The 21,677-nt window shown below is 42.0% G+C and carries 17 protein-coding genes; 16 read left to right on the top strand and 1 reads right to left on the bottom strand.

The features are described 5' to 3' along the window. Positions 1–61: 61 nt before the first annotated feature. The 16 genes from D469_RS0101965 to uvrC all read left to right on the top strand — a co-directional run bounded on the left by D469_RS0101965 (position 62) and on the right by uvrC (position 21,090). Positions 62–820 (top strand): TrmH family RNA methyltransferase, encoded by a 759-nt coding sequence (locus D469_RS0101965; RefSeq protein WP_018921679.1) that lies wholly within the window; start codon positions 62–64, stop codon positions 818–820. A gap of 477 nt (positions 821–1,297) precedes the next feature. Beyond that, complete coding sequence (gene pheS / locus D469_RS0101960; RefSeq protein WP_018921678.1) at positions 1,298–2,332, top strand: phenylalanine--tRNA ligase subunit alpha; 1,035 nt, start codon at positions 1,298–1,300, stop codon at positions 2,330–2,332. 14 nt (positions 2,333–2,346) lie between these two features. After that, positions 2,347–4,773: a phenylalanine--tRNA ligase subunit beta gene (gene pheT, locus D469_RS0101955; RefSeq protein WP_018921677.1), complete on the top strand. Its 2,427-nt coding sequence runs from the start codon at positions 2,347–2,349 to the stop codon at positions 4,771–4,773. Between the two features lie 491 nt (positions 4,774–5,264). Continuing rightward, the gene (gene zapA / locus D469_RS0101945) at positions 5,265–5,528 is read left to right on the top strand and encodes a cell division protein ZapA (protein ID WP_018921675.1); all 264 of its coding nucleotides are present in this window, start codon (positions 5,265–5,267) and stop codon (positions 5,526–5,528) included. Between the two features lie 3 nt (positions 5,529–5,531). Further along, positions 5,532–6,095 carry a CvpA family protein gene (locus tag D469_RS0101940; protein WP_018921674.1) on the top strand — a complete coding sequence of 188 codons (564 nt, stop codon included), beginning with the start codon at positions 5,532–5,534 and terminating at the stop codon, positions 6,093–6,095. Between the two features lie 121 nt (positions 6,096–6,216). Then, entirely contained in the window at positions 6,217–7,926 is a 1,710-nt protein-coding gene (gene polX / locus D469_RS0101935; protein WP_018921673.1) for a DNA polymerase/3'-5' exonuclease PolX, read from the top strand. Positions 7,927–7,986: 60 nt separating this feature from the next. Then, positions 7,987–10,347, top strand: coding sequence for an endonuclease MutS2 (locus D469_RS0101930; protein ID WP_018921672.1), 2,361 nt, complete (start codon positions 7,987–7,989; stop codon positions 10,345–10,347). A 19-nt stretch (positions 10,348–10,366) separates the two neighbouring features. Then, positions 10,367–10,777, top strand: coding sequence for a DUF350 domain-containing protein (locus tag D469_RS0101925; RefSeq protein WP_018921671.1), 411 nt, complete (start codon positions 10,367–10,369; stop codon positions 10,775–10,777). A gap of 543 nt (positions 10,778–11,320) precedes the next feature. Beyond that, positions 11,321–13,033 carry a long-chain-fatty-acid--CoA ligase gene (locus tag D469_RS0101920; RefSeq protein ID WP_018921670.1) on the top strand — a complete coding sequence of 571 codons (1,713 nt, stop codon included), beginning with the start codon at positions 11,321–11,323 and terminating at the stop codon, positions 13,031–13,033. Positions 13,034–13,497: 464 nt separating this feature from the next. Then, positions 13,498–15,210 carry a long-chain-fatty-acid--CoA ligase gene (locus D469_RS0101915; RefSeq protein WP_018921669.1) on the top strand — a complete coding sequence of 571 codons (1,713 nt, stop codon included), beginning with the start codon at positions 13,498–13,500 and terminating at the stop codon, positions 15,208–15,210. Between the two features lie 123 nt (positions 15,211–15,333). Then, on the top strand, positions 15,334–15,927 hold the full coding sequence (locus D469_RS0101910) for a TetR/AcrR family transcriptional regulator (RefSeq protein WP_018921668.1): 594 nt from the start codon (positions 15,334–15,336) through the stop codon (positions 15,925–15,927). A 33-nt stretch (positions 15,928–15,960) separates the two neighbouring features. Then, on the top strand, positions 15,961–16,734 hold the full coding sequence (locus tag D469_RS0101905; protein ID WP_018921667.1) for an enoyl-CoA hydratase: 774 nt from the start codon (positions 15,961–15,963) through the stop codon (positions 16,732–16,734). Between the two features lie 81 nt (positions 16,735–16,815). After that, positions 16,816–17,589, top strand: a complete 774-nt coding sequence (locus tag D469_RS0101900) for an electron transfer flavoprotein subunit beta/FixA family protein (protein ID WP_018921666.1) — start codon at positions 16,816–16,818, stop codon at positions 17,587–17,589. Between the two features lie 16 nt (positions 17,590–17,605). Then, a complete protein-coding gene (locus tag D469_RS0101895) occupies positions 17,606–18,583 on the top strand; it encodes an electron transfer flavoprotein subunit alpha/FixB family protein (protein ID WP_018921665.1) in 978 nt (325 codons plus the stop codon). 227 nt (positions 18,584–18,810) lie between these two features. Further along, a complete protein-coding gene (gene trxA, locus D469_RS0101890) occupies positions 18,811–19,125 on the top strand; it encodes a thioredoxin (protein WP_018921664.1) in 315 nt (104 codons plus the stop codon). A 186-nt stretch (positions 19,126–19,311) separates the two neighbouring features. Next, entirely contained in the window at positions 19,312–21,090 is a 1,779-nt protein-coding gene (uvrC, locus tag D469_RS0101885; RefSeq protein WP_018921663.1) for an excinuclease ABC subunit UvrC, read from the top strand. Between the two features lie 125 nt (positions 21,091–21,215). Here uvrC and D469_RS0101880 read toward each other — a convergent pair whose 3' ends face one another. Next, the gene (locus D469_RS0101880; RefSeq protein WP_018921662.1) at positions 21,216–21,647 is read right to left on the bottom strand and encodes a DUF2507 domain-containing protein; all 432 of its coding nucleotides are present in this window, start codon (positions 21,645–21,647) and stop codon (positions 21,216–21,218) included. Positions 21,648–21,677 lie beyond the last annotated feature (30 nt).

Raw genomic sequence — 21,677 nt, 5'->3', positions numbered from 1 at the left:
TTCCCGAAGTTCGTTGAGCCATACATAAAAGGAATATACATGAAAGGAGAAAGACAGAAAGATGGAACACATCGAATCAGCAAAAAACCCGAAAGTTAAGCAAGTCAACCGTCTTCATCACAAAAAATACCGGGAACGTGATAATAAATTCATTATAGAAGGTGAACATCTTATTGAAACAGCTATAGAAGCAGGAGTCGCTATTGAACGGGTGTTTGTAACGAATGAGAATAAACTCTCGCCTTTAATTAATCAAGCTAATGTAAGCTTGTTAACAGTAACAGAAAGCATAATGAAAGAAATGAGCCAGGTTGAGACCCCGCCTGGCCTGCTAGCCGTTGTTGAAATGCCTGCCCATGAATTATCGGGTCCTGCTGGTAAAGGAATGTACCTGCTGTTAGATGCCGTTCAAGACCCTGGAAATGCAGGAACCATGATCCGTACAGCAGATGCAGCAGGATTGGATGGAGTTGTGTTGGGAGAAGGCACTGTTGACCCGTATAATGATAAAGTCATCCGTTCTACTCAGGGCTCGATTTTTCATGTGCCAGTCGTTAAAGGAGAACTAACCGAATGGATTGAGAAATGCCAGCGCCAGCGTATTCCAGTGTTTGGTTCGAGCCTTCAAGACGGTACTTCTCACACTGCTTTGGGGTCCCAACCGGCATTTGCGCTGCTTGTCGGCAATGAAGGCGCTGGTGTAAGAGGAGAATTGTTGGGCCTGACTGATCAAAATGTGTATTTGCCACTCTACGGAAAAGCGGAGTCATTAAATGTGACAGTTGCTACAGGTATACTGTTATACCACTTGCGTCCGTAACCTAAAACTAACAAACACAGAACATAGACCATAACCATTTCATTTATTTGCAGGTGTGCTAGAGCAGATATATGACTACCTGCCAGCCCTTGCGCATCTTCTAAAGATTCCTTATAATAAGACACACAAATGAATCTGGAGAAAAGCATGGAAAGAGAGTAGTACGTCGTCACCCACCATTCAGGGAGGAAATGCCGCAGACTGGAAGCATTCTATGGATTGGAGCGTCGGAATTCACTCTGGAGCTGGCACTGGACCAACAGTATAGCTGTTGAAGGTGCCCCGGCTAACGCCGTTAACGCAATGAAGTTATCTTAAAAGCCTGCATGCTTTTAAGAACTAAAGGGTGGTACCGCGATGCCTTCGCCCCTTTTTTGGGGGTGGAGGCTTTTTTATGTGCTTAAATAATTAACAAGCCAACGACCAAAATGAGTGGGATATACAGCTCCAAACCATGGTTTAGAGGAGGAGACAGAAATGATTAATGAATTAAGCCGGTTAGAAGACGAAGCTCTTCAAGAGGTGGTGGACGCCACCACAAAAAAAGAGCTGGAAACTGTACGTGTAACTTACCTAGGGAAAAAAGGTCCGATTACAGAAGTGTTGCGCGGAATGGGCAAATTATCCGCAGAAGAACGGCCTGTAGTCGGTCAAAAAGCAAATGAAGTACGCGCCCGTATTCAAGAAGCAATTGAATCGAAACAACAACGTCTTGAAGAAGAAGAGCTCGAACAAAAATTAGCAGAAGAACGAATTGATGTCACGCTTCCAGGCCAACCGCTCCCAAGAGGAGGTAAGCATCCGTTAACCTCGGTTGTCGAAGAAGTTGAAGATATTTTTATAGGCATGGGTTTTGAAGTAACAGAAGGTCCAGAAGTGGAGCAGGATTATTATAATTTTGAAAAATTAAATCTGCCGCCTGACCATCCAGCCCGAGACATGCAGGACTCTTTTTATGTAAGTCAAGACTTGCTCCTTCGCACCCAAACTTCACCTGTTCAAGCAAGAACAATGGAAAAGAAGGATGGAAAAGGGCCTGTTAAAATTGTCTGTCCCGGAAAAGTATATCGACGCGATGAAGATGATGCCACTCATTCTCACCAATTTATGCAGATTGAAGGGTTATACGTTGACCGAAACGTTCGCATGAGTGATTTAAAAGGGGTTTTGGATACATTTGTTAAGAAGTATTTTGGCGAAGAACGAGAAATCCGGCTGCGCCCAAGCTTTTTCCCATTTACAGAACCATCCGTTGAAGTAGATGTAACGTGTGGCTTATGTGGTGGAAAAGGCTGTAGAGTATGTAAGCACACAGGCTGGATTGAAGTATTGGGTGCCGGCATGGTGCATCCAAGCGTGTTGGAGATGAGCGGCTTTGACCCTGAAGAATATAGCGGTTTTGCGTTTGGAATGGGTGTAGAACGATTTGCAATGCTGAAGTATGGAATTGACGATATTCGCCATTTCTATACCAATGACACACGATTTCTTAGTCAATTTAAACGGGCGTAGAGGAGGCGGTACTCATGTTAGTATCTTATAATTGGTTGAAAGAATATATTGATGTTTCGGATTTAAGCCCCGAAGAAGTAGCAGAAAAGCTGACGCGTGGAGGAGTAGAAGTAGACGCTATTCACCGCTATCAGGAGACAATCAATGGGTTGGTTGTAGGTGAGGTAGTGGAAACAAAACCTCACCCAGAAGCAGAAAAGCTTACCGTTTGTCAAGTAGATCTCGGTACTGAAAATGCTCAAATTGTGTGTGGGGCCCAAAATGTTAGCGAAGGCAGTAAAGTTGCGGTTGCCATCGCTGGGACAGAACTTCCAAATGGAATGAAGATTGAAGCCACCACGCTGCGGGGAGAAGAGTCGAACGGGATGATCTGTTCATTGGACGAGCTAGGTGTGCAAGAAAAATTAGTCCCAAAAGAATACGCAGAGGGGATCGTTATTTTGCCAGCAGACAGCTCGGTTGGTGACGATGCTCTGCCGATATTAAATCTTGATGACGCCATTCTTGAATTGGATTTAACTCCAAATCGGGCAGATTGCTTGAGCATGGTCGGTATTGCTTATGAAATGGCTGGTCTTTTAGATCGTTCTCTGCAATTACCAGAAGTGGAACATGGAGCAATACGGGAAAATGCCATTGATCAAGTTGATGTTACGATTGAAGCTCCTGAAGACAATCCATATTATGGGGCAAAGCTAATAAAAAATGTACAAGTTAAAGATTCCCCGCTTTGGCTGCAAAATCGATTGATAGCAGCAGGGATCCGCCCAATTAATAACGTAGTTGATGTTACTAATTTTGTATTGATTGAATATGGTCAGCCATTGCATGCTTTTGACTTTGATACGTTTGGTTCGAACGAAGTAGTCGTACGAAGAGCTGAGGCTGAAGAAGAGATTCGTACGTTGGATGAAGAAACACGTAGACTGCAAAACGAGCACTTGGTCATCACAAATGGTAAAAAGCCGACAGCTGTTGCTGGCGTGATGGGTGGAGCGGATGCCGAAGTGACTAGTGAAACAACTACGGTATTACTAGAGGCAGCGCATTTTCATCCTGCCCGTGTTCGCAAAGCTTCGAAAGATCTTGGCCTGCGCAGTGAATCAAGCATCAGGTTTGAAAAAGGTATTGATGTCACGCGAGTAACGGAGGCAGCTGAACGAGCGGTAGCTTTATTAGAACAAATTGCAGATGGAAAACCGTTGGCAGGGACAGTGGAAGCAGATCATCGCATGAACAGTGAAGTAACCATCAACGCAAATGTAACTACTATTAATAACCGGCTCGGCACGGATTTATCTCTAGAGGAAATGACTGATATTTTTAGACGTTTAAGTATTGCAGTCACTTCTGTTAATGCTGAAGAATTTGAAGTTCATGTGCCGGCGAGGCGTCCGGATCTTTTGATTGAAGAAGATATTAGTGAAGAAGTTGCTCGTTTATATGGATATGATCAAATCCCGATCACACTTCCGGAAGGTACTACCACTCCAGGTGCTTTGACGGCGAAACAACAAACGAAAAGAAACATCAGACGTTTCTTAGAGGAAAATGGCATAAATGAAGCGATTACTTACTCGCTCACAAGTGAAACACAGGCCGATCGTTTTCTACATCAAACGGAGAAAAACGAGACCGTCCGTATGGCCTTGCCAATGAGCGAAGAACGCAGTGTGCTTCGTAAAAGTCTAGTGCCTCATTTACTGGAGGCCTTAGTTCATAACCAAAATCGCCAAATTGAGGATGTTGCCCTTTATGAAATGGGGTCTGTATTTCTAAGTGAAGAAGAACAGCTCACCAAGCAGCCGCATGAAAAAGAAACATTGGCCGCGGCCATTACAGGGTTATGGCGTACTCACCTCTGGAAAGGTGAAAAACAGTCTGTTGATTTCTTTATTGTAAAAGGTATTGTAGAGGGGTTGGCTGAAGAGCTTGGCCTTACTGTTGGGCTTCGCTTTAGCCAGCAGGCAATTGATGGACTTCACCCAGGCCGAAGTGCGCGCATTGAAATGAAAAACCAAACCGTCGGCATAATTGGAGAAGTTCACCCTGCCTTGCAAAAAGAATGGGATTTGAAGCAAACCTATGTGTTTCAATTGGATTTGGAAACCATTATGGCTTTGGATGCTGAACCGCTTCAATATACACCGCTTCCCCGCTTCCCTTCTACTTCCCGTGATATTGCGATCGTCGTAGAGAATAAAGTTGCGGCCGGAGAAGTGGAAGAGATCATAAAAGAAGCTGGCGGAGAAATTCTTCGCCATGTGCAGCTCTTTGATGTATATGAAGGTGAACACATGGAAGAAGGGAAAAAATCATTGGCTTTTTCTCTCACTTATTTGCATCCTGAACGCACGCTTACTGATGAAGAAGTACAAGATGCCCATCAAGCAGTTTTACAAGCACTTGAAGTTAAAGTTGGAGCCCATTTACGCCAATAATTAAAAAAACGATATGAGCATAATATTACAAAAGAAACGAAGTAATTAAAGCCTGATAATGAAGAGGTACTTCCCAGCGAAGCGGGGGTATGAAAAGGAGGGGTCCTAATAGGGACCTACTCCTTTTTTTGGATCTCAGTTAAAAAAGGGGGCAAGAATCCTTGCTACTTGCTGCTTTTTATAGCCCATTTACTTGTGGTGAAAGCAAGCATAACCCAGCTGTTTTTGCCGACGACAGATATATGAAGCAGCCCGTTAATGTAAAAATTTACTGAAGCCCGTCATGTTATAGAATAGGTAGATAGGGGAAAGTAAGATACAGCTTTCTACATGTATTAATTCTTCATCTGGATAGAGAAGCAAATTTGAATTATACTTTAAAAATGTTGTCGCTATCCCTCGTATTTTCAACTTTTTAGGTTTCTGGTATGATGAGGATTAAGCATGTTTAAAAGAGTTGATGGTGAATTGTTAGAATAGGGGGCTTTCTAGTGGCTGAAGGCAAGGAGAAGAGCCGCACAACAGTATCAATATATGGTCAGAATTACACCATTGTCGGGGATGAATCAAAAAATCATGTCCACGATATTGCCAATCGGGTTGATGATAAAATGCGTGAAATTAAAAGTGTGAATCCTTATTTAGATACAACACGTTTAGCCGTTTTAACGGCGATTAATGTGATGGATGAATATGTGAAATTAAAAGATGATACTGCACAAAAAAATGAAGATGAGTTAAACGAGGAGTCATAAACGATGCTACTGAGTCTGCTTATATTATTGATTTTATTGGGAAGTTTTTTTATTGGTTTACGAAGAGGTTTCATTTTACAGCTTGTACATTTAGTCAGTTTATTCATTGCCTTGTTCGTTGCTTTTCTATTTTATGATGATGTAGCGGAATTCCTGCGCCTTTGGCTTCCGTATCCACAATTTAGTGACCAAACTGATTTCATGTTTCTCGCTAACTTTGATATGGAGTCCGTATATTATGCAGGCATTTCCTTTGCCGTTCTTTTTTTAGCTACCAAGATTATTTTACAAATTATAGGCTCGATGCTTGACTTCTTGGCACAACTACCGATTTTACATACAGTTAACCGTTTATTAGGTGGTATTTTAGGTTTTATTGAAACGTACCTGCTACTTTTTATTTTGCTTATTGTGACAGCACTCATACCTGTCCCCTTCGCACAAGAAATGATAGCAGATTCTACAGTGGCAAGAGTTATGATTGAACATACCCCGATTTTATCCGAGTGGCTGCAAGAGTTGTGGCAGGATGTCCCTTTTGATGACACGCCTGCAACTTCGTTCTAAGCGAGTTTCCTTTTTAAGTCGTTTGAAGCAAGGCCGCTCAAGTGGAACTCGTCGTAACGGCGAGTTTTCTTTTTTAGCCAAGTTGATCGGTTAGTTTACTACAATGAAGGTGTGATGAACTATGGATAAAAAAACTGTTATCCAAGCGTTGGAAAAAATAGCAGTCTACTTAGAAGTTCAGGGGGAAAACCCTTTTAAAATATCGGCTTATCGTAAAGCTGCACAAGCCTTGGAACAGGATGAACGTGCTTTATCTGAAATTGATGACCCTGGTGAATTAAATGGAATAGGAAAGGGAACAGCGGCGGTGATTCGAGAGTTAATCACAACTGGAGAGGCCAGTGTGCTAAACGAATTAAGCGAGAAAATCCCTGCCGGTTTGATTCCGCTCCTTAAGCTGCAGGGACTGGGCGGCAAAAAGGTAGGCAAGCTTTATCAAGAACTTAACATCACTGATGCTGCTTCATTAAAACAAGCATGTGAACAAGGTGAAGTTCAAGCCTTAGCTGGGTTTGGCGCAAAAACGGAAAAAAAGATCTTACAAGCATTAGAAGATGTAGACAAACGTCCTGAACGTCTGCCTATTGCTTTTATGCTAGAGGCAGCAGAACAAGTGGAAGAACAACTAGTTAAACTTGATGAAATTCAGCGTTTTGAACGAGCAGGAAGCTTAAGGCGCATGAAGGAAACGGTAAAAGATGTAGACTACATTTTGTCTGTGCACTTAGAAGACATCCAAGCTGTCCGCGAGAAACTTCGAAATCTTGATCATGTCTCTACTGTTGTTGTAGATGGAGAGACCAAAGTCTCTCTGGAATTGGGACTTGATTATCCAGTAGGAGTAGACTTTCGGTTAGTGGCTGACGAATATTTTGCAACAACCTTGCATCATTTCACTGGATCGAAGGACCATAACATTAAGATGCGCCAGCTTGCAAAAGAACAAGGGGAGAAAGTGAGCGAATACGGGGTAGAAAACATTGAGACAGCGGAACTTCTCACCTTTGAGCAGGAAAGCGACTTTTATGCTCATTTTGGGTTAAAATGGATTCCACCAGAGGCAAGAGAAGGGATGGATGAAACGGAACTCTTTAAAGAGTCGTATCCTTTGATAGAAGACACTGATATTCAAAGTGATTTACACATGCACACCACTTGGAGTGATGGGGCTAATTCTATAGGTGAAATGGTCCAGGCAGCGGTTGAAAAAGGTTACAGTTCAATTGCTATTACCGATCATTCTCATTATTTACAAGTAGCAAATGGCTTAAGTCCAGAACGTCTAAAGAGGCAGATTGAAGAAGTAAACCGAGTCAATGAACAATATGAAGAAATAGAAGTATTGGCTGGAACAGAAATGGACATCCGTCCGGATGGAACGCTTGATTTTGACGATGAACTATTAAAAAAGCTGGATCTTGTAATTGCTTCTATTCATTCTGGCTTTTCTCAGTCAGAAGAGGAAATAATGTATCGCCTTACGCAAGCATTAGATAATCCGCATGTGGATATAATCGCTCACCCAACTGGCCGATTAATTGGGCGGCGGGAAGGGATTAATATTGATTTACCTGCCTTCTTTAAAAAGGCGGCCGAAACACATACGGTTTTAGAATTAAATGCAAACCCCAATCGCTTGGATTTATCTGCAGACTTGTTAAAGGAAGCAGCAGAGACTGGGGTGAAATTTGCGATCAATACGGACGCTCACCGGATCAATATGTTGGATCATATGACGATAGGAACCGGAACCGCACGAAAAGCACTGCTTACTAAAGATCAAATTATAAATACATGGACGCCAGCGGAGATTCGTGATTATTTCATATAAGTAGTATGAGTATACTTTCGGTAACTGGCTGCCTGCGAGACTGAAAGGATGTCTTAAGACATGAATGAACGAATGTTACAAACGTTAGAGTACAATAAAATGAAGGACCAGCTCAAAGCGTACGTGTCTTCATCGCTGGGGCGGGCGCTTGTAGAAAAATTAAAACCCTCTTCTACGTATGAAGATGTAAAAGAAATGCTAGAGCAGACAGAAGAAGGCCATAAAATTCTTCGTTTAAAAGGCAACGTGCCTTTAGGTGGAATGAAAGATATTCGAGCGCACGTAAAACGGGCTGAGATCGGTGGCATGTTAAATGAAAGTGAGCTGCTGGAGATTGGAGGGACACTCTATGCAGGACGCCGACTGAAGTCATTTATTGAAACGATTTTTGAAGAAGACTTAATTGATATACCTCATGTGGAAAACCTTGTTGATGGCATTGCGGTGTTAGCAGAGTTGGAAAAGCAAATTGCGCAAGCCATTGATGAACATGGAGAAATTTTGACAAGCGCGAGTTCAGCTCTGCGCTCCATACGCCAGCAAATAAAAAGCCATGAATCAGCCGTACGATCAAAGTTAGATCAAATTACACGTTCTAAAGACCATCAAAGTAAATTGTCAGACCAAGTTGTAACGATTCGCAATGACCGCTATGTCATTCCGGTAAAACAAGAATACCGCCAATCTTTTGGAGGAATTGTGCACGATCAGTCTTCTTCAGGAGCTACCGTTTTTGTAGAACCTCAGTCTGTCGTTACAATTAATAATCAGCTTCGTGAAGCTAAAGTAAATGAACGCAGGGAAATTGAACGTATTTTAATGGAACTGTCAGAAGGAGTACAGCTCCATCAGGAAGCATTATTGGAAAACACCAATCGTTTGGCAGAACTTGATTTCTTATTTGCAAAAGCTTTTTACGCGCGTTCTTTAGATGGGGTTTTGCCCACTTTAAACGATGAAAGACATCTTCGCTTTTTACAGGCTAGACATCCGTTACTAGAAGCAGATGAAGTCGTCCCCATTGATGTAGAAATTGGCGATACCTATAATTCTCTTGTCATAACCGGTCCGAACACCGGCGGGAAAACAGTTACTTTAAAAACAGTCGGCCTGCTTACGCTTATGGCCCAATCCGGCTTGTTTCTTCCCGTGGAGGAAGAATCTGAAGCAAGTGTATTTGCTACAGTTTACGCAGACATTGGCGATGAACAGTCGATTGAACAAAGTTTAAGTACATTTTCCTCTCATATGACAAACATTGTTTCAATTCTTGAACAGTTAGATCACGAAAGCCTTGTTTTATTTGATGAATTAGGAGCCGGCACTGATCCAACAGAAGGAGCGGCTCTCGCCATTTCCATACTGGATGAAGTGTATCAGCGAGGAGCAAGAGTGGTGGCAACCACTCACTATAGTGAATTAAAGGGGTACGCGTATAATCGGGAAGGGGTAATGAATGCAAGTGTAGAGTTTGATGTTGATACCTTGCAGCCAACATATCGGTTATTAACAGGGGTACCTGGACGTAGTAATGCTTTTGCCATTTCGCGTCGGCTTGGTTTAAATGAACGAGTGATAAAAGGGGCCGAAGCGGAAGTGAGCGCTGAAAGTCAGCAAGTAGAGGAAATGATCTCTTCTTTAGAAGAGAAGCGGAAGGAAGCAGAAGAAGAGCAGCGTGCAGCAGAGAAATGGCGGAGGGAAGCAGAAAAGCTTCATTCCGAATTAGAACAAGAGCTTGAACAGTTTGAACAAGAAAAGGAAAAACAGCTATCGGAAGCTGAAGAAAAAGCTGAAGCAGAAGTTCAAAAAGCACGTACTGAAGCAGAAAGTATCATTAATGATTTAAGAGAACTGCAAAAAGAAGGACATCACGTTAAAGAACATGAGTTAATTGACGCTAAAAAGAGATTGCAAGATGCCCCACCTGAATTATCAAAGAAACAGCAAAAAATAAAGAAAAAAGCTAAGCAGAGCCAAGAAATAAAAGAAGGCGATGAAGTAAAGGTCATAAGCTTCGGCCAAATCGGAACAGTGGTAGAAAAGATTAATGAGTCTGAATTTCAAGTCCAACTCGGTATTATGAAGATGAACGTTTCTAAAGAGGATATGGAAAAACGTAAAACTGCACCGGAACCTAAAAAAACAAAGCCAGTAGCACGTGTTATGAGCAATGAACCTGTAAAACCTGAATTAGATCTAAGAGGTGAACGGTTTGACCAAGCGATGCACCGCGTCGAAAAATATATTGATGAAGCTGTGCTGGCTGGTTACGCCCAAGTCCATATTATTCACGGAAAAGGCACAGGTGCCCTTCGAAAAGGAGTTAAGGAGTATTTAAAGAACCACCGCAATGTAAAGTCAACTAGAGATGGAGGCATGAATGAAGGTGGGATTGGTAATACCGTAGTCGAACTCAAATAAATGTGCAGGAGTGTGTGTTGTGGAAGATTTATTAACCAACCCTTTCATTTTTACTGCTGCCCAGTATAGCGTAGCGATATTGGCTTTGTTGTTATGTTTGTTCTTATTTGAGCTTCTTACGCCTTATAAAAACTGGGAAGAGGTTCACCAAGGAAATGTGGCAGTAGCGCTTGCAACCGGGGGGAAAATAGTAGGTGTTTTAGTCGTGTTTGCCCATGCTATTTATTTTCAAGAAAGCATGCTGCTAACGTTATTGTGGGGGATTTATGGATTTGCTCTTCTCATTTTGGGTTATATGATATTTGAATTTTTAACACCGTTATTTAAAGTCGATAAGGAGTTAGCAGCCGATAATCGAGCGGTAGGATTCATAGCATTTGTTTTATCAGTAGCCTTATCGTTTGTGATAGGGGCTAGCATGTTAATGTGAAAAATGAATAAAGGGAGAGGTTTATCCGATGGACACGTTGTGGAAGGTGCTGATCGCTTGTTGTGCCGGTTTTATGCTGGCTGGGGTGATTTATCTAGTCTTGTGGATATAAACGTAAAAACGCGCTCGTAGTGGCGCGTTTTTTTGCTTGCACAGATGATACTGGTTAGAGCACCGCGAAAAAAGTGAGGAGATAAGTAAGACACCGTCAAGTCACTATCGTTGCAAAGGGACCGAGAGATTTGGGGGCCATATACTCGTCGTGTTGATTATCGGCTTCTTCCTCTTCTTTTTCACAGAGGCCCAACCACTCTCCCTGTGTGATGGTCTATGAGAGTTATCCAACTTGATCTGCCGCCTTTTTGTTCTCATGATAACAAGCAGCAATAAAATCATGAAATAAAACATAATATATATTCAAAGAATGAAAATTCTAAATGTTGTAATATTTATATTTATTTATGGAGGCGATTACATTACAATAAATAGTAGAGAGGAGAATCGTAAACTGAAAGGAGCGAATAATAAAGGAGGCAGACATTCGTGCAAACGGAAACGAATCCAGTCTGGTTGGAAAGTTACCCTGATGAGATTTCTGCGTCGATGACCTATGAGGAACGCTCATTGCACTCTTATTTAAAAGAGTCAGCGGAAAATTATCCTGACAAACAAGCTTTGCATTTCATGGGGACGACTATGTCCTACAAAACGGTATACTCCTATTCATTAAAAGTGGCGAACCAGCTCCAGGCAGAAGGCATTCAAAAAGGGGACCGTGTGGCCCTGATGCTCGCTAACTCCCCTCAATCTGTAATTTGTTACTACGGAGCATTGTTGGCGGGTGCTATTGTTGTTCAAACCAACCCTCTTTATGTGGAACGAGAGGTGGAGCATCAACTAATGGATTCAGGAGCAAAGATCATGATTTGCCTGGATTTGGTCTTTCCGCGCGTGGATGCAGTACGTCAAAACACCCAATTAGAGAAGGTTATTGTTACTAGTATTAAAGACTTCTTGCCTTTTCCGAAAAATATTCTCTATCCATTGGTGCAGAAAAAAAACAGTGGAATAAAAGTTGACGTTTCGTACGATAGCCAAACTGTTCACTTTAAAACATGGCTCGAGCAAGGCTCAGAAAAAGAACCTGAAGTGGCTGTTAATCCAAAAGAGGACCTTGCTTTATTACAGTATACCGGCGGCACTACAGGTCCGGCAAAAGGTGTGATGCTCACTCATTATAATCTTGTAGTAAATACGCTCCAGAGCAGAGCATGGATGTATAAGATGGAAAAAGGAAACGAGCGTATTTTAGCAGTGCTGCCTTTCTTTCATGTTTACGGTATGACAGCAGCCATGAATATTGCAATCATGTACGCTTCTTCTTTAATTATCCTGCCAAAATTTGAGCCAAAACAAGTACTCAAGACGATACAAAAACAAAAAGTTACTCTCTTCCCAGGGGCACCAACTATGTATATAGGTTTAATACATGACCCAGACATTGATAAGTATGATTTATCTTCCATTAAAGCATGTTTAAGCGGTTCGGCCCCGTTGCCAAAAGAGGTCCAAGACACATTCGAAAAAATAACTGGAGGCAAACTTGTAGAGGGCTACGGCTTAACCGAAACGTCTCCGGTGGCTGCAGCGAATCCCATTTGGGCAAAAAGCAAGACTGGCAGCATCGGTATCCCTTGGCCAGATACAGAGATGGCAATCTATAGCAGCGAAGGCGAAGGTTTTGCCCCAGCTGGTGAAATTGGGGAAATTGTCATCAAAGGCCCTCAAGTTATGCAAGGATATTGGAACCGGCCAGAGGAGACCCAAGCTACGCTCAAAGATGGATGGTTTTTCAGTGGAGATATGGGATATATGGATGAAGATGGATTCTTTTACATTGTCGACCGTAAAAAAGATATGATCATTGCAGGTGGTTTTAATATTTACCCACGTGAAATTGAAGAAGTACTTTACGAACATGAGAGTATCCAAGAAGCTGCCGTTATTGGGGTGCCGGACCCTTATAGAGGAGAAACCGTTAAAGCGTTTATCGTATTAAAAGACGGAGCTGCTACAACGGAAAAAGAGATTGAAGATTTCTGTCGTAAACAGTTGGCTGCCTTTAAAGTGCCAAAGCAGGTGGAATTTCGAGAAGAACTGCCTAAGACGATGGTTGGTAAAGTGCTGCGCCGGGTGTTAGTAGAGGAAGAAGAAGCTAAAGCCTTTGCTAATGCACAAGAAAAAGAAGGGTCTTAACCTTTAGAATTTGTTAAGAACGTGATTAATAAGGTCGTTGATATTTTTTGAATAGCTAAGTGGTGTCTGCAAGGCGTTAGCTCGAAGAGGCTGACTTACCGCCTGCAAACAAGGAGGATATGGAAGAAATAACAACACTACACTTTAAGAGAACCCACTCCAAAAGGGTGTCCGTAACAACTGTCGGTATGAAAACCAGCCGTGATCACTCTTTGTTCACGGCTGGTTTTATTATAGTTGAGTAGATACTATACCACCGGGTCCCAGCAAGCCGGTCAAGACTACGCCGGGGGGAGCCTGAAGAGGCTTCCGGTTCGCGCGTCGAAAGGTGAATTATCAACACTACAATTTATCAGAGTCAATATTTCAGAAAAAAAGAGTTTGAAAATGAACAAGTATTCAGTACAATGATATACAGAGGAGATATTTCCAAGAGAAGGGAAGGTGAAAAGGGAGGATTTTCATTGAATCAGACGACAGAAAAACCATGGGCGGGACTCTATCCCCCGGAAATACCTTCAAGTCTATCTTACGATGAAAAACCACTGCCTGCTTTTCTTGAAAAAGCAGCAACTGCATACCCAGATAAGAAAGCGCTTTCTTTCAAGGGTGCTTCGTTAACGTATGCTGAACTTTTTTCTCAAGCTAACGCCTTGGCTTGGCAGTTAATCAATCTCGGCGTGAATAAAGGTGATCGGGTAGCCATTATGCTGCCAAACTCCCCTCAATCTGTGATTAGCTATTATGGGGTTTTATTGGCGGGAGCTACTGTTGTTCAGACCAACCCTCTTTATGTGGAGAGAGAGTTATCTCATCAGTTGGTGGACGCTGAGGCTAAGGTAATTATTTGCTTGGATATGTTGTATCCAAAGGTGACGGCGGTTTTAGAAGACTCCTGCTTAGAGCACGTCATAGTAACGGGTATTAAAGATTATTTACCTTTCCCCAAAAATATCGTTTATCCATTCATTCAAAAACGTCAGTACAAGATGAAGGTTAACGTTACATATGGAGAAAAGGTGCATCCGTTCACTGCATTAGTAAAGACAAAGAATCAAGACAAACCTAAAGTCGACATTGATCCGGCTGCAGATTTAGCATTATTACAATATACAGGAGGCACAACTGGACCTGCTAAAGGGGTTATGCTGACTCATAAGAATCTTGTAGCCAATACACAGCAGTGTCTCAGCTGGATGTATAAACTAAATGAAGGCCAGGAGAAAACGTTAGCTGTTTTGCCGTTTTTTCATGTTTATGGAATGACAGTATCTATGAATTTATCCATTATGCACGCTTCTGAAATGGTCATTTTGCCTCGTTTTGATGCCAAAGAAGTGCTTCAAACGATCATGAAAGAGAAGATCTCAATTTTACCTGGGGCGCCGACCATTTACATTGGTCTTATTAATCATCCAGACATCAATAAATATAACCTCTCGTCTATTAAGGCTTGTATTAGCGGTTCAGCTTCTTTGCCGGTCGAAGTCCAGCAAGAATTCGAAGCACTGACTGGTGGGAAACTTGTCGAAGGATATGGTTTAACTGAAGCATCACCTGTTACGCACTGCAATTTACTGTGGGGCGAGCGGCAAGAAAGTAGTATCGGGATTCCATGGCCTGATACCGAAGCCAAAATTATAAAAGAAAACGACCAGGGAGAAGCGGAAATGGGTGAAGTTGGTGAACTAGCCGTGAGAGGTCCACAAGTTATGAAAGGCTACTGGAAACGCCCTGAAGAAACCAATGCTAGTTTCCATGAAGACTGGTTGTTAACTGGGGATATGGCTTATAGGGACAAGCATGGATTCTTTTACATTGTGGACCGGAAAAAAGAAATGATCATAGCAGGGGGATTTAATATTTATCCTCGGGAAATCGAAGAAGTGCTCTATGAACATGATGATGTTCAAGAGGCAGTAGTCATTGGAGTGCCTGATCCTTATCGCGGGGAAACGGTAAAAGCCTTCGTAGTACCTAAAGAAGGTGAAACGGTCAATGAACAGGAATTAAACAGCTTCTGCAGAGAGCGTTTAGCTTCTTATAAAGTGCCAAGAGCATATGAATTCCGGAAAGAACTCCCGAAAACAATGGTAGGTAAAGTATTGAAACGTGTGCTAGCAGAAGAAGAGAAGGCCAAGCTGACTGAGCAAAAACAAGAAGAAAAAACTTCATAATGTGATATATTGAATTGACAGGGGACGGTAGCTGCATTACAATAAAAGAAACCTGAGTGAATAGTCATTCATTTAATTGATGTTTGAAGTTTAGCAGTTGCTTAGGAGAAAGGAAGAACCCCGGTGAACAAGAAAAACACAGAAAAGTATTCACAAATTATTAATGCTGCGGTAAGTGTGATTGCTCAACATGGCTATCATCATGCACAAGTTTCCAAAATGGCTAAAGAAGCTGGCGTTGCAGATGGAACGATCTACCTTTATTTTAAAAACAAAGAAGATATTCTTATCTCCTTATTTGAAATGAAAATGGGTAATTTTATTGAAACGATAAAACAGCAACTTGAAGCGCCTATATCGGTTGAGGAGAAATTAAAGAGATTAGTTAACCTCCATTTTTCCCAATTAAATGAAAATAAAGAATTGGCTGTGGTGACACAATTAGAACTGCGACAATCAAGCAGTCAGTTGAGGGGAAGAATTAACGAGGTATTAAAAGACTATCTCACCTTAATGGAAGAAATTATTATAGAAGGCAAAAGGACAGGTGTATTCTCAAACGATGTGAATGAAAAGCTAGGACGTCAAATGATGTTTGGCACCTTGGATGAGGTCGTAACCAATTGGGTCATGAAAGATTGTAAATATGATCTTGTAGCTTCCTCAGAACCAGTATATAAACTTTTACTGAATGGATTTAAAGGCGTAGATAAATAAACGTGGTAAGAGCCTGAAGGGAGCGATGATGGTATGGATGCTTTGCGGGTCACAGAAGAAGACTACATTGCTTATATTACGATTGTTCGCCCACCAGCCAATGCTTTGTCTACACATGTATTGAAAGAGTTGGAAGAAGCATTGCAGAAGATTGAACATAATCCTAAGCTTAAAGCAGTTATTATCTCTGGGGAAGGCCGCTTCTTTGCGGCCGGAGCTGATATTAAAGAATTTACTAATGCCCCTTCTGGCAAGGAGTTTTCTTCACTTGCCAGAGAAGGGCAAGAATTATTTACAAAAATGCAAACGTTTCCAAAACCGATCATTGCAGCCATTCATGGAGCGGCTTTAGGCGGAGGATTAGAACTGGCGATGGCCTGTCATATGCGTTTAGCTAGTGAAGGAACGAAATTGGGACTCCCAGAGTTAACATTGGGCATTATTCCGGGATTTGCAGGAACACAACGACTGCCTAGGCTGGTTGGAAGTGCAAAGGCGGCAGAAATGCTTTTAACCGCAGAGCCGATTGGAGCGGAAGAAGCAGAGCGCTGGGGTTTGATTAATCGGGTTTGCTCTGAAGGCGAACTACTCGAAGAAGCTAAAAAACTAGCTGAAAAAATTGCCAACAAGAGTGCCGTCTCCACTCGAATGATTATAGAACTGCTTACCTACTCAACAGACGAGAGTTTTGAGGAAGGCATGATGAAAGAGAGTGAACTGTTTGGTCAGGTGTATGATTCCTACGATGGGCAGGAAGGAATTCGAGCGTTTTTGGAAAAGCGTTCTCCTGTTTTCAAAGATAAATAGCTGAACAGGGTTGCTGCCATACCCCTTTTAATCAAGCGGTATACCAATGGCTCTTTTAAACATTTTAGGAGGGAAGTAAAGATGAACATTTATGTCATTATGAAACGAACATTTGATACCGAAGAAAAAATTGAAATCAACAACGGTTTGATTGATGAAGAGGGTGCAGAATTTATTATCAATCCTTATGACGAATATGCAATCGAAGAAGCGATTGTTCTTCGCGAGGAACATGGTGGAGAAGTAACCGTTTTAACGGTTGGGGATGAAGATGCAGAAAAAGAACTTCGTACAGCTCTAGCTATGGGGGCAGATCAAGCAGTACTTTTAGATATAGAAGACCTTGACGAGGAACCAGACCATTATACGGTTTCAGAAATGTTGAGTGCTTATTTAAAGGATAAAGAATTTGATTTAATTCTTGGTGGAAATGTGGCCGTTGATGACGGAGCAGGCCAAGTAGGACCACGTTTGGCAGAGAAGCTAGGGATTAATCAAGTGACTACAATTACAAAAATAGAAATTAACGGCGAAAAAGCGGTAATTGAACGAGATGTTGAAGGAGATGTTGAAACGGTAGAGGCTCAACTTCCTCTTTTGGCGACTGCACAGCAAGGCCTGAATGAACCGCGTTATCCGTCACTTCCAGGCATCATGAAAGCGAAAAAGAAGCCACTTGAAACACTTGACCTCGATGACTTGGACCTAGAAGAAGACGATATAGAAGCAAAAACAAAAACACTTGAGCGCTTTTTACCACCGGAAAAAGGAGCAGGTAAAGTGTTAAGTGGAGAGACAAACGATCAGGTGACGGAACTCGTTGATTTATTAAAAAATGAAGCAAAAGTGATATAAACGGAGGGATGGCAAGATGGGAAAAAAAGTACTCGCGCTGGGAGAAATTCGTGACGGTGAATTAAGAAATGTAACCTTTGAAACGATTGCCGCCGCTAAACAGGTGGCAGGTGACGGAGAAGTGGTTGGAGTTCTGTTAGGTGAGGACGTTTCTGAATTCTCAAATGAATTACTTTACTACGGCGCTGATCGCGTAGTAAAAGCTGAGCATTATAATTTAGGGAATTATGTAACTGATGCGTTTACACAAGTATTTTCACAAGTGGTTGAGGCAGAAGAACCAGAAGCTATTGTTATGCCCCATACTTCTCCGGGAAAAGATATGGCTCCACGCATCGCAGAAAAATTAAAGTGCGGGCTGATTTCAGATGTAGTAGATATAGAAGGCAGCGAAGAAGATGCAACCTTTACGCGTCCTATCTACTCTGGTAAAGCATTTGAAAAGAAAACGGTAACTGCTGGCACATTGTTTGTAACTATTCGTCCAAACAACATACCTGCTCTGGAGAAAGATGAAGGGCATACGGGAGATGTTTCCTCCATTGAAGTAGAAGTAAATGATTTACGTACAGTCATAAAAGAGGTCGTAAAAAAAACAAGTGGAACTGTTGATTTGGCAGAAGCAAAAGTGATTATAGCCGGCGGACGGGGAGTGAAAAGTGCTGAAGGATTCAAACCGCTTGAAGAGCTTGCCGACCTGTTGGGAGCCGCTGTCGGTGCCTCAAGAGGGGCTTGTGATGCAGAGTATTGTGATTACTCTCTACAGATTGGGCAGACGGGTAAAGTAGTAACGCCAGATTTATATATTGCCGTAGGCCTCTCGGGTGCTATTCAGCATTTAGCAGGGATGTCGAATTCAAAAGTGATCGTAGCTATCAATAAAGACCCGGAAGCCCCTATATTTGATGTAGCTGATTACGGGATTGTCGGAGATCTCTTTGATGTGGTGCCTGCCCTTACTGAAGAACTGAAAAAAGTAACAGCAGAAGCGTGAGTTTACCCTGCCCCAAAATGATAGAATAATTCTTATTGAATCCTATAGGTTAGGCTGATCGGTTGAATAAATACTGATCAGCCTTTATCCTATTATTAACCCGGTCTACGAATTTGTAGTTTCAAGGAAAGTAGCGAGCGGGTATGAGAATGTGTGCAACTCGTTAGCTATTTATGGATCGCGGGTGTATAATGCTAAGGGTAGAATGAACTTAAGGAGGATCTGCAATGGCTATTGTGAATGTGACCGATCAAAATTTTGGCGATGAAACGTCTGAAGGCGTTGTGCTCGCGGATTTTTGGGCTCCATGGTGTGGACCTTGCAAAATGATCGCACCAGTACTAGAAGAAATCGACTCTGAAATGGGAGACGATATTAAAATCGCTAAGCTCGATGTGGATGAAAATCAAGAAACAGCTGGCAAGTACGGCGTTATGAGTATTCCAACGCTTATGATCTTTAAAGATGGAGAAGTTGTAGAGCAGGTGGTTGGTTTCCAACCGAAAGAAAACCTCGTTGAACTTCTTGAAAAGCATAAGTAACATGCAGGTGAGCCTTCAGCCGATTCGGCGGGGCTCTTTTTTACACCGTAAGAATGTATAATAGTTGAAGGAAATGGTATACGTGCAACTAAGGTTCAGCCTGCGTCATAGGCTTGGCTTTGCCAAGTTTTCGTTAAAGCTCGAAAAAAGGGTAAGATAGGAAAAGGTGGAGAGAGGAGGGGCGTTATGGATACCATTAAAGAAAAACTAGCAGTGCTTCCAGGACAGCCGGGCTGTTATTTAATGAAAAATAAGCATGGCACCATTATATATGTCGGCAAAGCCAAAGTGTTAAAAAATAGGGTTCGTTCTTATTTTACAGGTTCACATGATGGGAAAACGCAGCGCCTCGTTAGTGAGATTCATGATTTTGAATATATTATTACGTCCAGTAATCTCGAAGCGCTTATTTTAGAGATGAATTTAATAAAGAAACATGAACCGCGTTATAACGTGCTGTTAAAGGATGATAAGTCCTATCCTTATTTAAAGATTACGAACGAAGAGCATCCCCGTTTAATTACGACTAGAAATGTAAAAAAAGATGGCGGAAAGTATTTTGGGCCTTATCCGAACGCTGGAGCTGCTAATGAAACAAAAAAATTGCTTGATCGTTTGTATCCCTTACGCAAATGCCGCACGCTACCGGACCGGGTGTGTTTGTACTATCATATCGGTCAATGTTTAGCTCCCTGTGAATTTGAAGTAAGCGAAGAACAGAACAAAGAACTTGTACGCGAGATCACTAGTTTCTTAAGAAACGGTCATCATGATGTAAAAGAACGCCTTCACCGTGAAATGGGAGAAGCTTCTGAAGCGCTGAATTTTGAACGGGCCAAAGAATTAAGAGACCAAATTCAACACATTGACGCCGTTATGGAAAAGCAAAAAATGGCGATTAAAGACCGGACAGACCGGGATATTTTTGCTTATGCGTATGACAAAGGCTGGATGTGTGTGCAAGTTTTCTTTGTGAGAAATGGCACGTTAATTGAACGAGATGTTTCTATTTTTCCATTTTATCAAGATGCTGAAGAGGACGTGCTGGCGTTTATCGGCCAGTTTTATTTAAAAGCCGAACACATTGTGCCAAAAGAAATTGTAGTGGAGAAGACGATCGATAAAAGCATGGTAGAGGAATTAACTGGTGCTACGGTCTTTCAACCTCAAAAAGGACAGAAAAAAGAGCTTGTAGACCTTGCAGCAAAAAATGCCCATGCCGCCTTAAAAGAACGGTTTGACCTAATTGAACGGAACGAAGAACGAACTGTGCGGGCGATTGAAACGTTAGGCGAAAAGCTTGATATGGATCCCCCGTACCGCATTGAAGCTTTTGATAATTCCAATATTCAAGGAACGGATCCGGTTTCTGCCATGGTAACGTTTATAGATGGCAAGCCGGCTAAAAATGAATACCGCAAGTATAAAGTGCGCTCTGTGGCTGGTCCTGATGATTATGCTTCCATGAAAGAAGTGGTTCGAAGGCGTTATGTCCGCTTGTTAAAAGAGCAGGCAGAATTACCAGACTTGATTTTAATTGATGGAGGAAAAGGGCAGTTAACTGCTGCGCAAAGTGTCGTCGAAGATGAACTAGGGCTTCCTATTCCAATAGCTGGTTTAGCTAAAGATGAAAAACACAAAACGTCAAATCTCATTATCGGGGACCCGCCGGAAGAAATAAACCTAGAGAGGGATAGCCACGCTTTTTATTTGTTGCAGCGCATCCAAGATGAGGTCCACCGATTTGCACTTACCTTTCACCGCAACACAAGAAGCAAAGGTATAACAACCTCAGTACTTGATGATATACCCGGCGTTGGAGAAAAAAGAAAACGGGCTCTGCTTAAACACTTTGGTTCGCTTAAACGCATGAAAGAAGCAGAGGTAGAAGAGTTTCAAAAATTGTCCATTCCGAAAAATACAGCAGAAGAAATTGTCCGTTATCTTCAAGAGAAAGCAAAGTAACCGTCTCACTCATTTAGGAGTGGACGGTTTTTAAGTACGAAGGTTGATGATAAGTAAATAGTAGGGTCGAGCGATGGGTAGTATTTAAGGCCATTTCTTCAAAAGAAGTATTCAGCTACGTGTAATTATTGGTCAGAGAGTACTGTTTCTTTGAGATTCCAATGGATATGGAATTCAATGCGGTACTTCTTTTCGACGATAACTGTCTCTGTTGCTGCATTTTTTTGTGTTTCTATTTGTTCAGCTAAGAAGCCAGCTTCAAGCTGCCGGTTAAACAACGGTTTTTTTTGTTCTTCTGGAAGCAACAATTGTAACGTCATCTCTTCTTTTCTTTCTTTTATTAGTTGAAGTTCCCCCCACCCTGCTGTGGTGAAGAACTGAATGACTTCTTCAAGAGAGTGTACAGGGTGTTTTCTTGCTAATACACGCCCGCCCCAATATAATATCTCGCCTTCATCTTGGCCGAGAAGTTCTTGCAGAAATTCTTTTCGGACCAGCTCATAACCAAAATCAGAATACTTTTGTCCCGGGCTTTCCATCTCTTTTTTATCTTCCATTGCGTAAGTCCCCCACTTTCCCCTTCCATT

This window comes from Salsuginibacillus kocurii DSM 18087 (genome assembly GCF_000377705.1).
GTDB lineage: Bacteria > Bacillota > Bacilli > Bacillales > Marinococcaceae > Salsuginibacillus > Salsuginibacillus kocurii.
This window is presented reverse-complemented; position numbering and strand designations above follow the sequence as displayed.

Coding starts and splice junctions, on each gene's coding strand:
- D469_RS0101965 (WP_018921679.1), top strand. CDS start 62: ATGGAACACATCGAATCAGCAAAAAACCCGAAAGTTAAGCAAGTCAAC.
- pheS (WP_018921678.1), top strand. CDS start 1,298: ATGATTAATGAATTAAGCCGGTTAGAAGACGAAGCTCTTCAAGAGGTG.
- pheT (WP_018921677.1), top strand. CDS start 2,347: ATGTTAGTATCTTATAATTGGTTGAAAGAATATATTGATGTTTCGGAT.
- D469_RS0101940 (WP_018921674.1), top strand. CDS start 5,532: ATGCTACTGAGTCTGCTTATATTATTGATTTTATTGGGAAGTTTTTTT.
- polX (WP_018921673.1), top strand. CDS start 6,217: ATGGATAAAAAAACTGTTATCCAAGCGTTGGAAAAAATAGCAGTCTAC.
- D469_RS0101930 (WP_018921672.1), top strand. CDS start 7,987: ATGAATGAACGAATGTTACAAACGTTAGAGTACAATAAAATGAAGGAC.
- D469_RS0101905 (WP_018921667.1), top strand. CDS start 15,961: ATGGATGCTTTGCGGGTCACAGAAGAAGACTACATTGCTTATATTACG.
- D469_RS0101900 (WP_018921666.1), top strand. CDS start 16,816: ATGAACATTTATGTCATTATGAAACGAACATTTGATACCGAAGAAAAA.
- D469_RS0101895 (WP_018921665.1), top strand. CDS start 17,606: ATGGGAAAAAAAGTACTCGCGCTGGGAGAAATTCGTGACGGTGAATTA.
- trxA (WP_018921664.1), top strand. CDS start 18,811: ATGGCTATTGTGAATGTGACCGATCAAAATTTTGGCGATGAAACGTCT.
- uvrC (WP_018921663.1), top strand. CDS start 19,312: ATGGATACCATTAAAGAAAAACTAGCAGTGCTTCCAGGACAGCCGGGC.
- D469_RS0101880 (WP_018921662.1), bottom strand. CDS start 21,647: ATGGAAGATAAAAAAGAGATGGAAAGCCCGGGACAAAAGTATTCTGAT.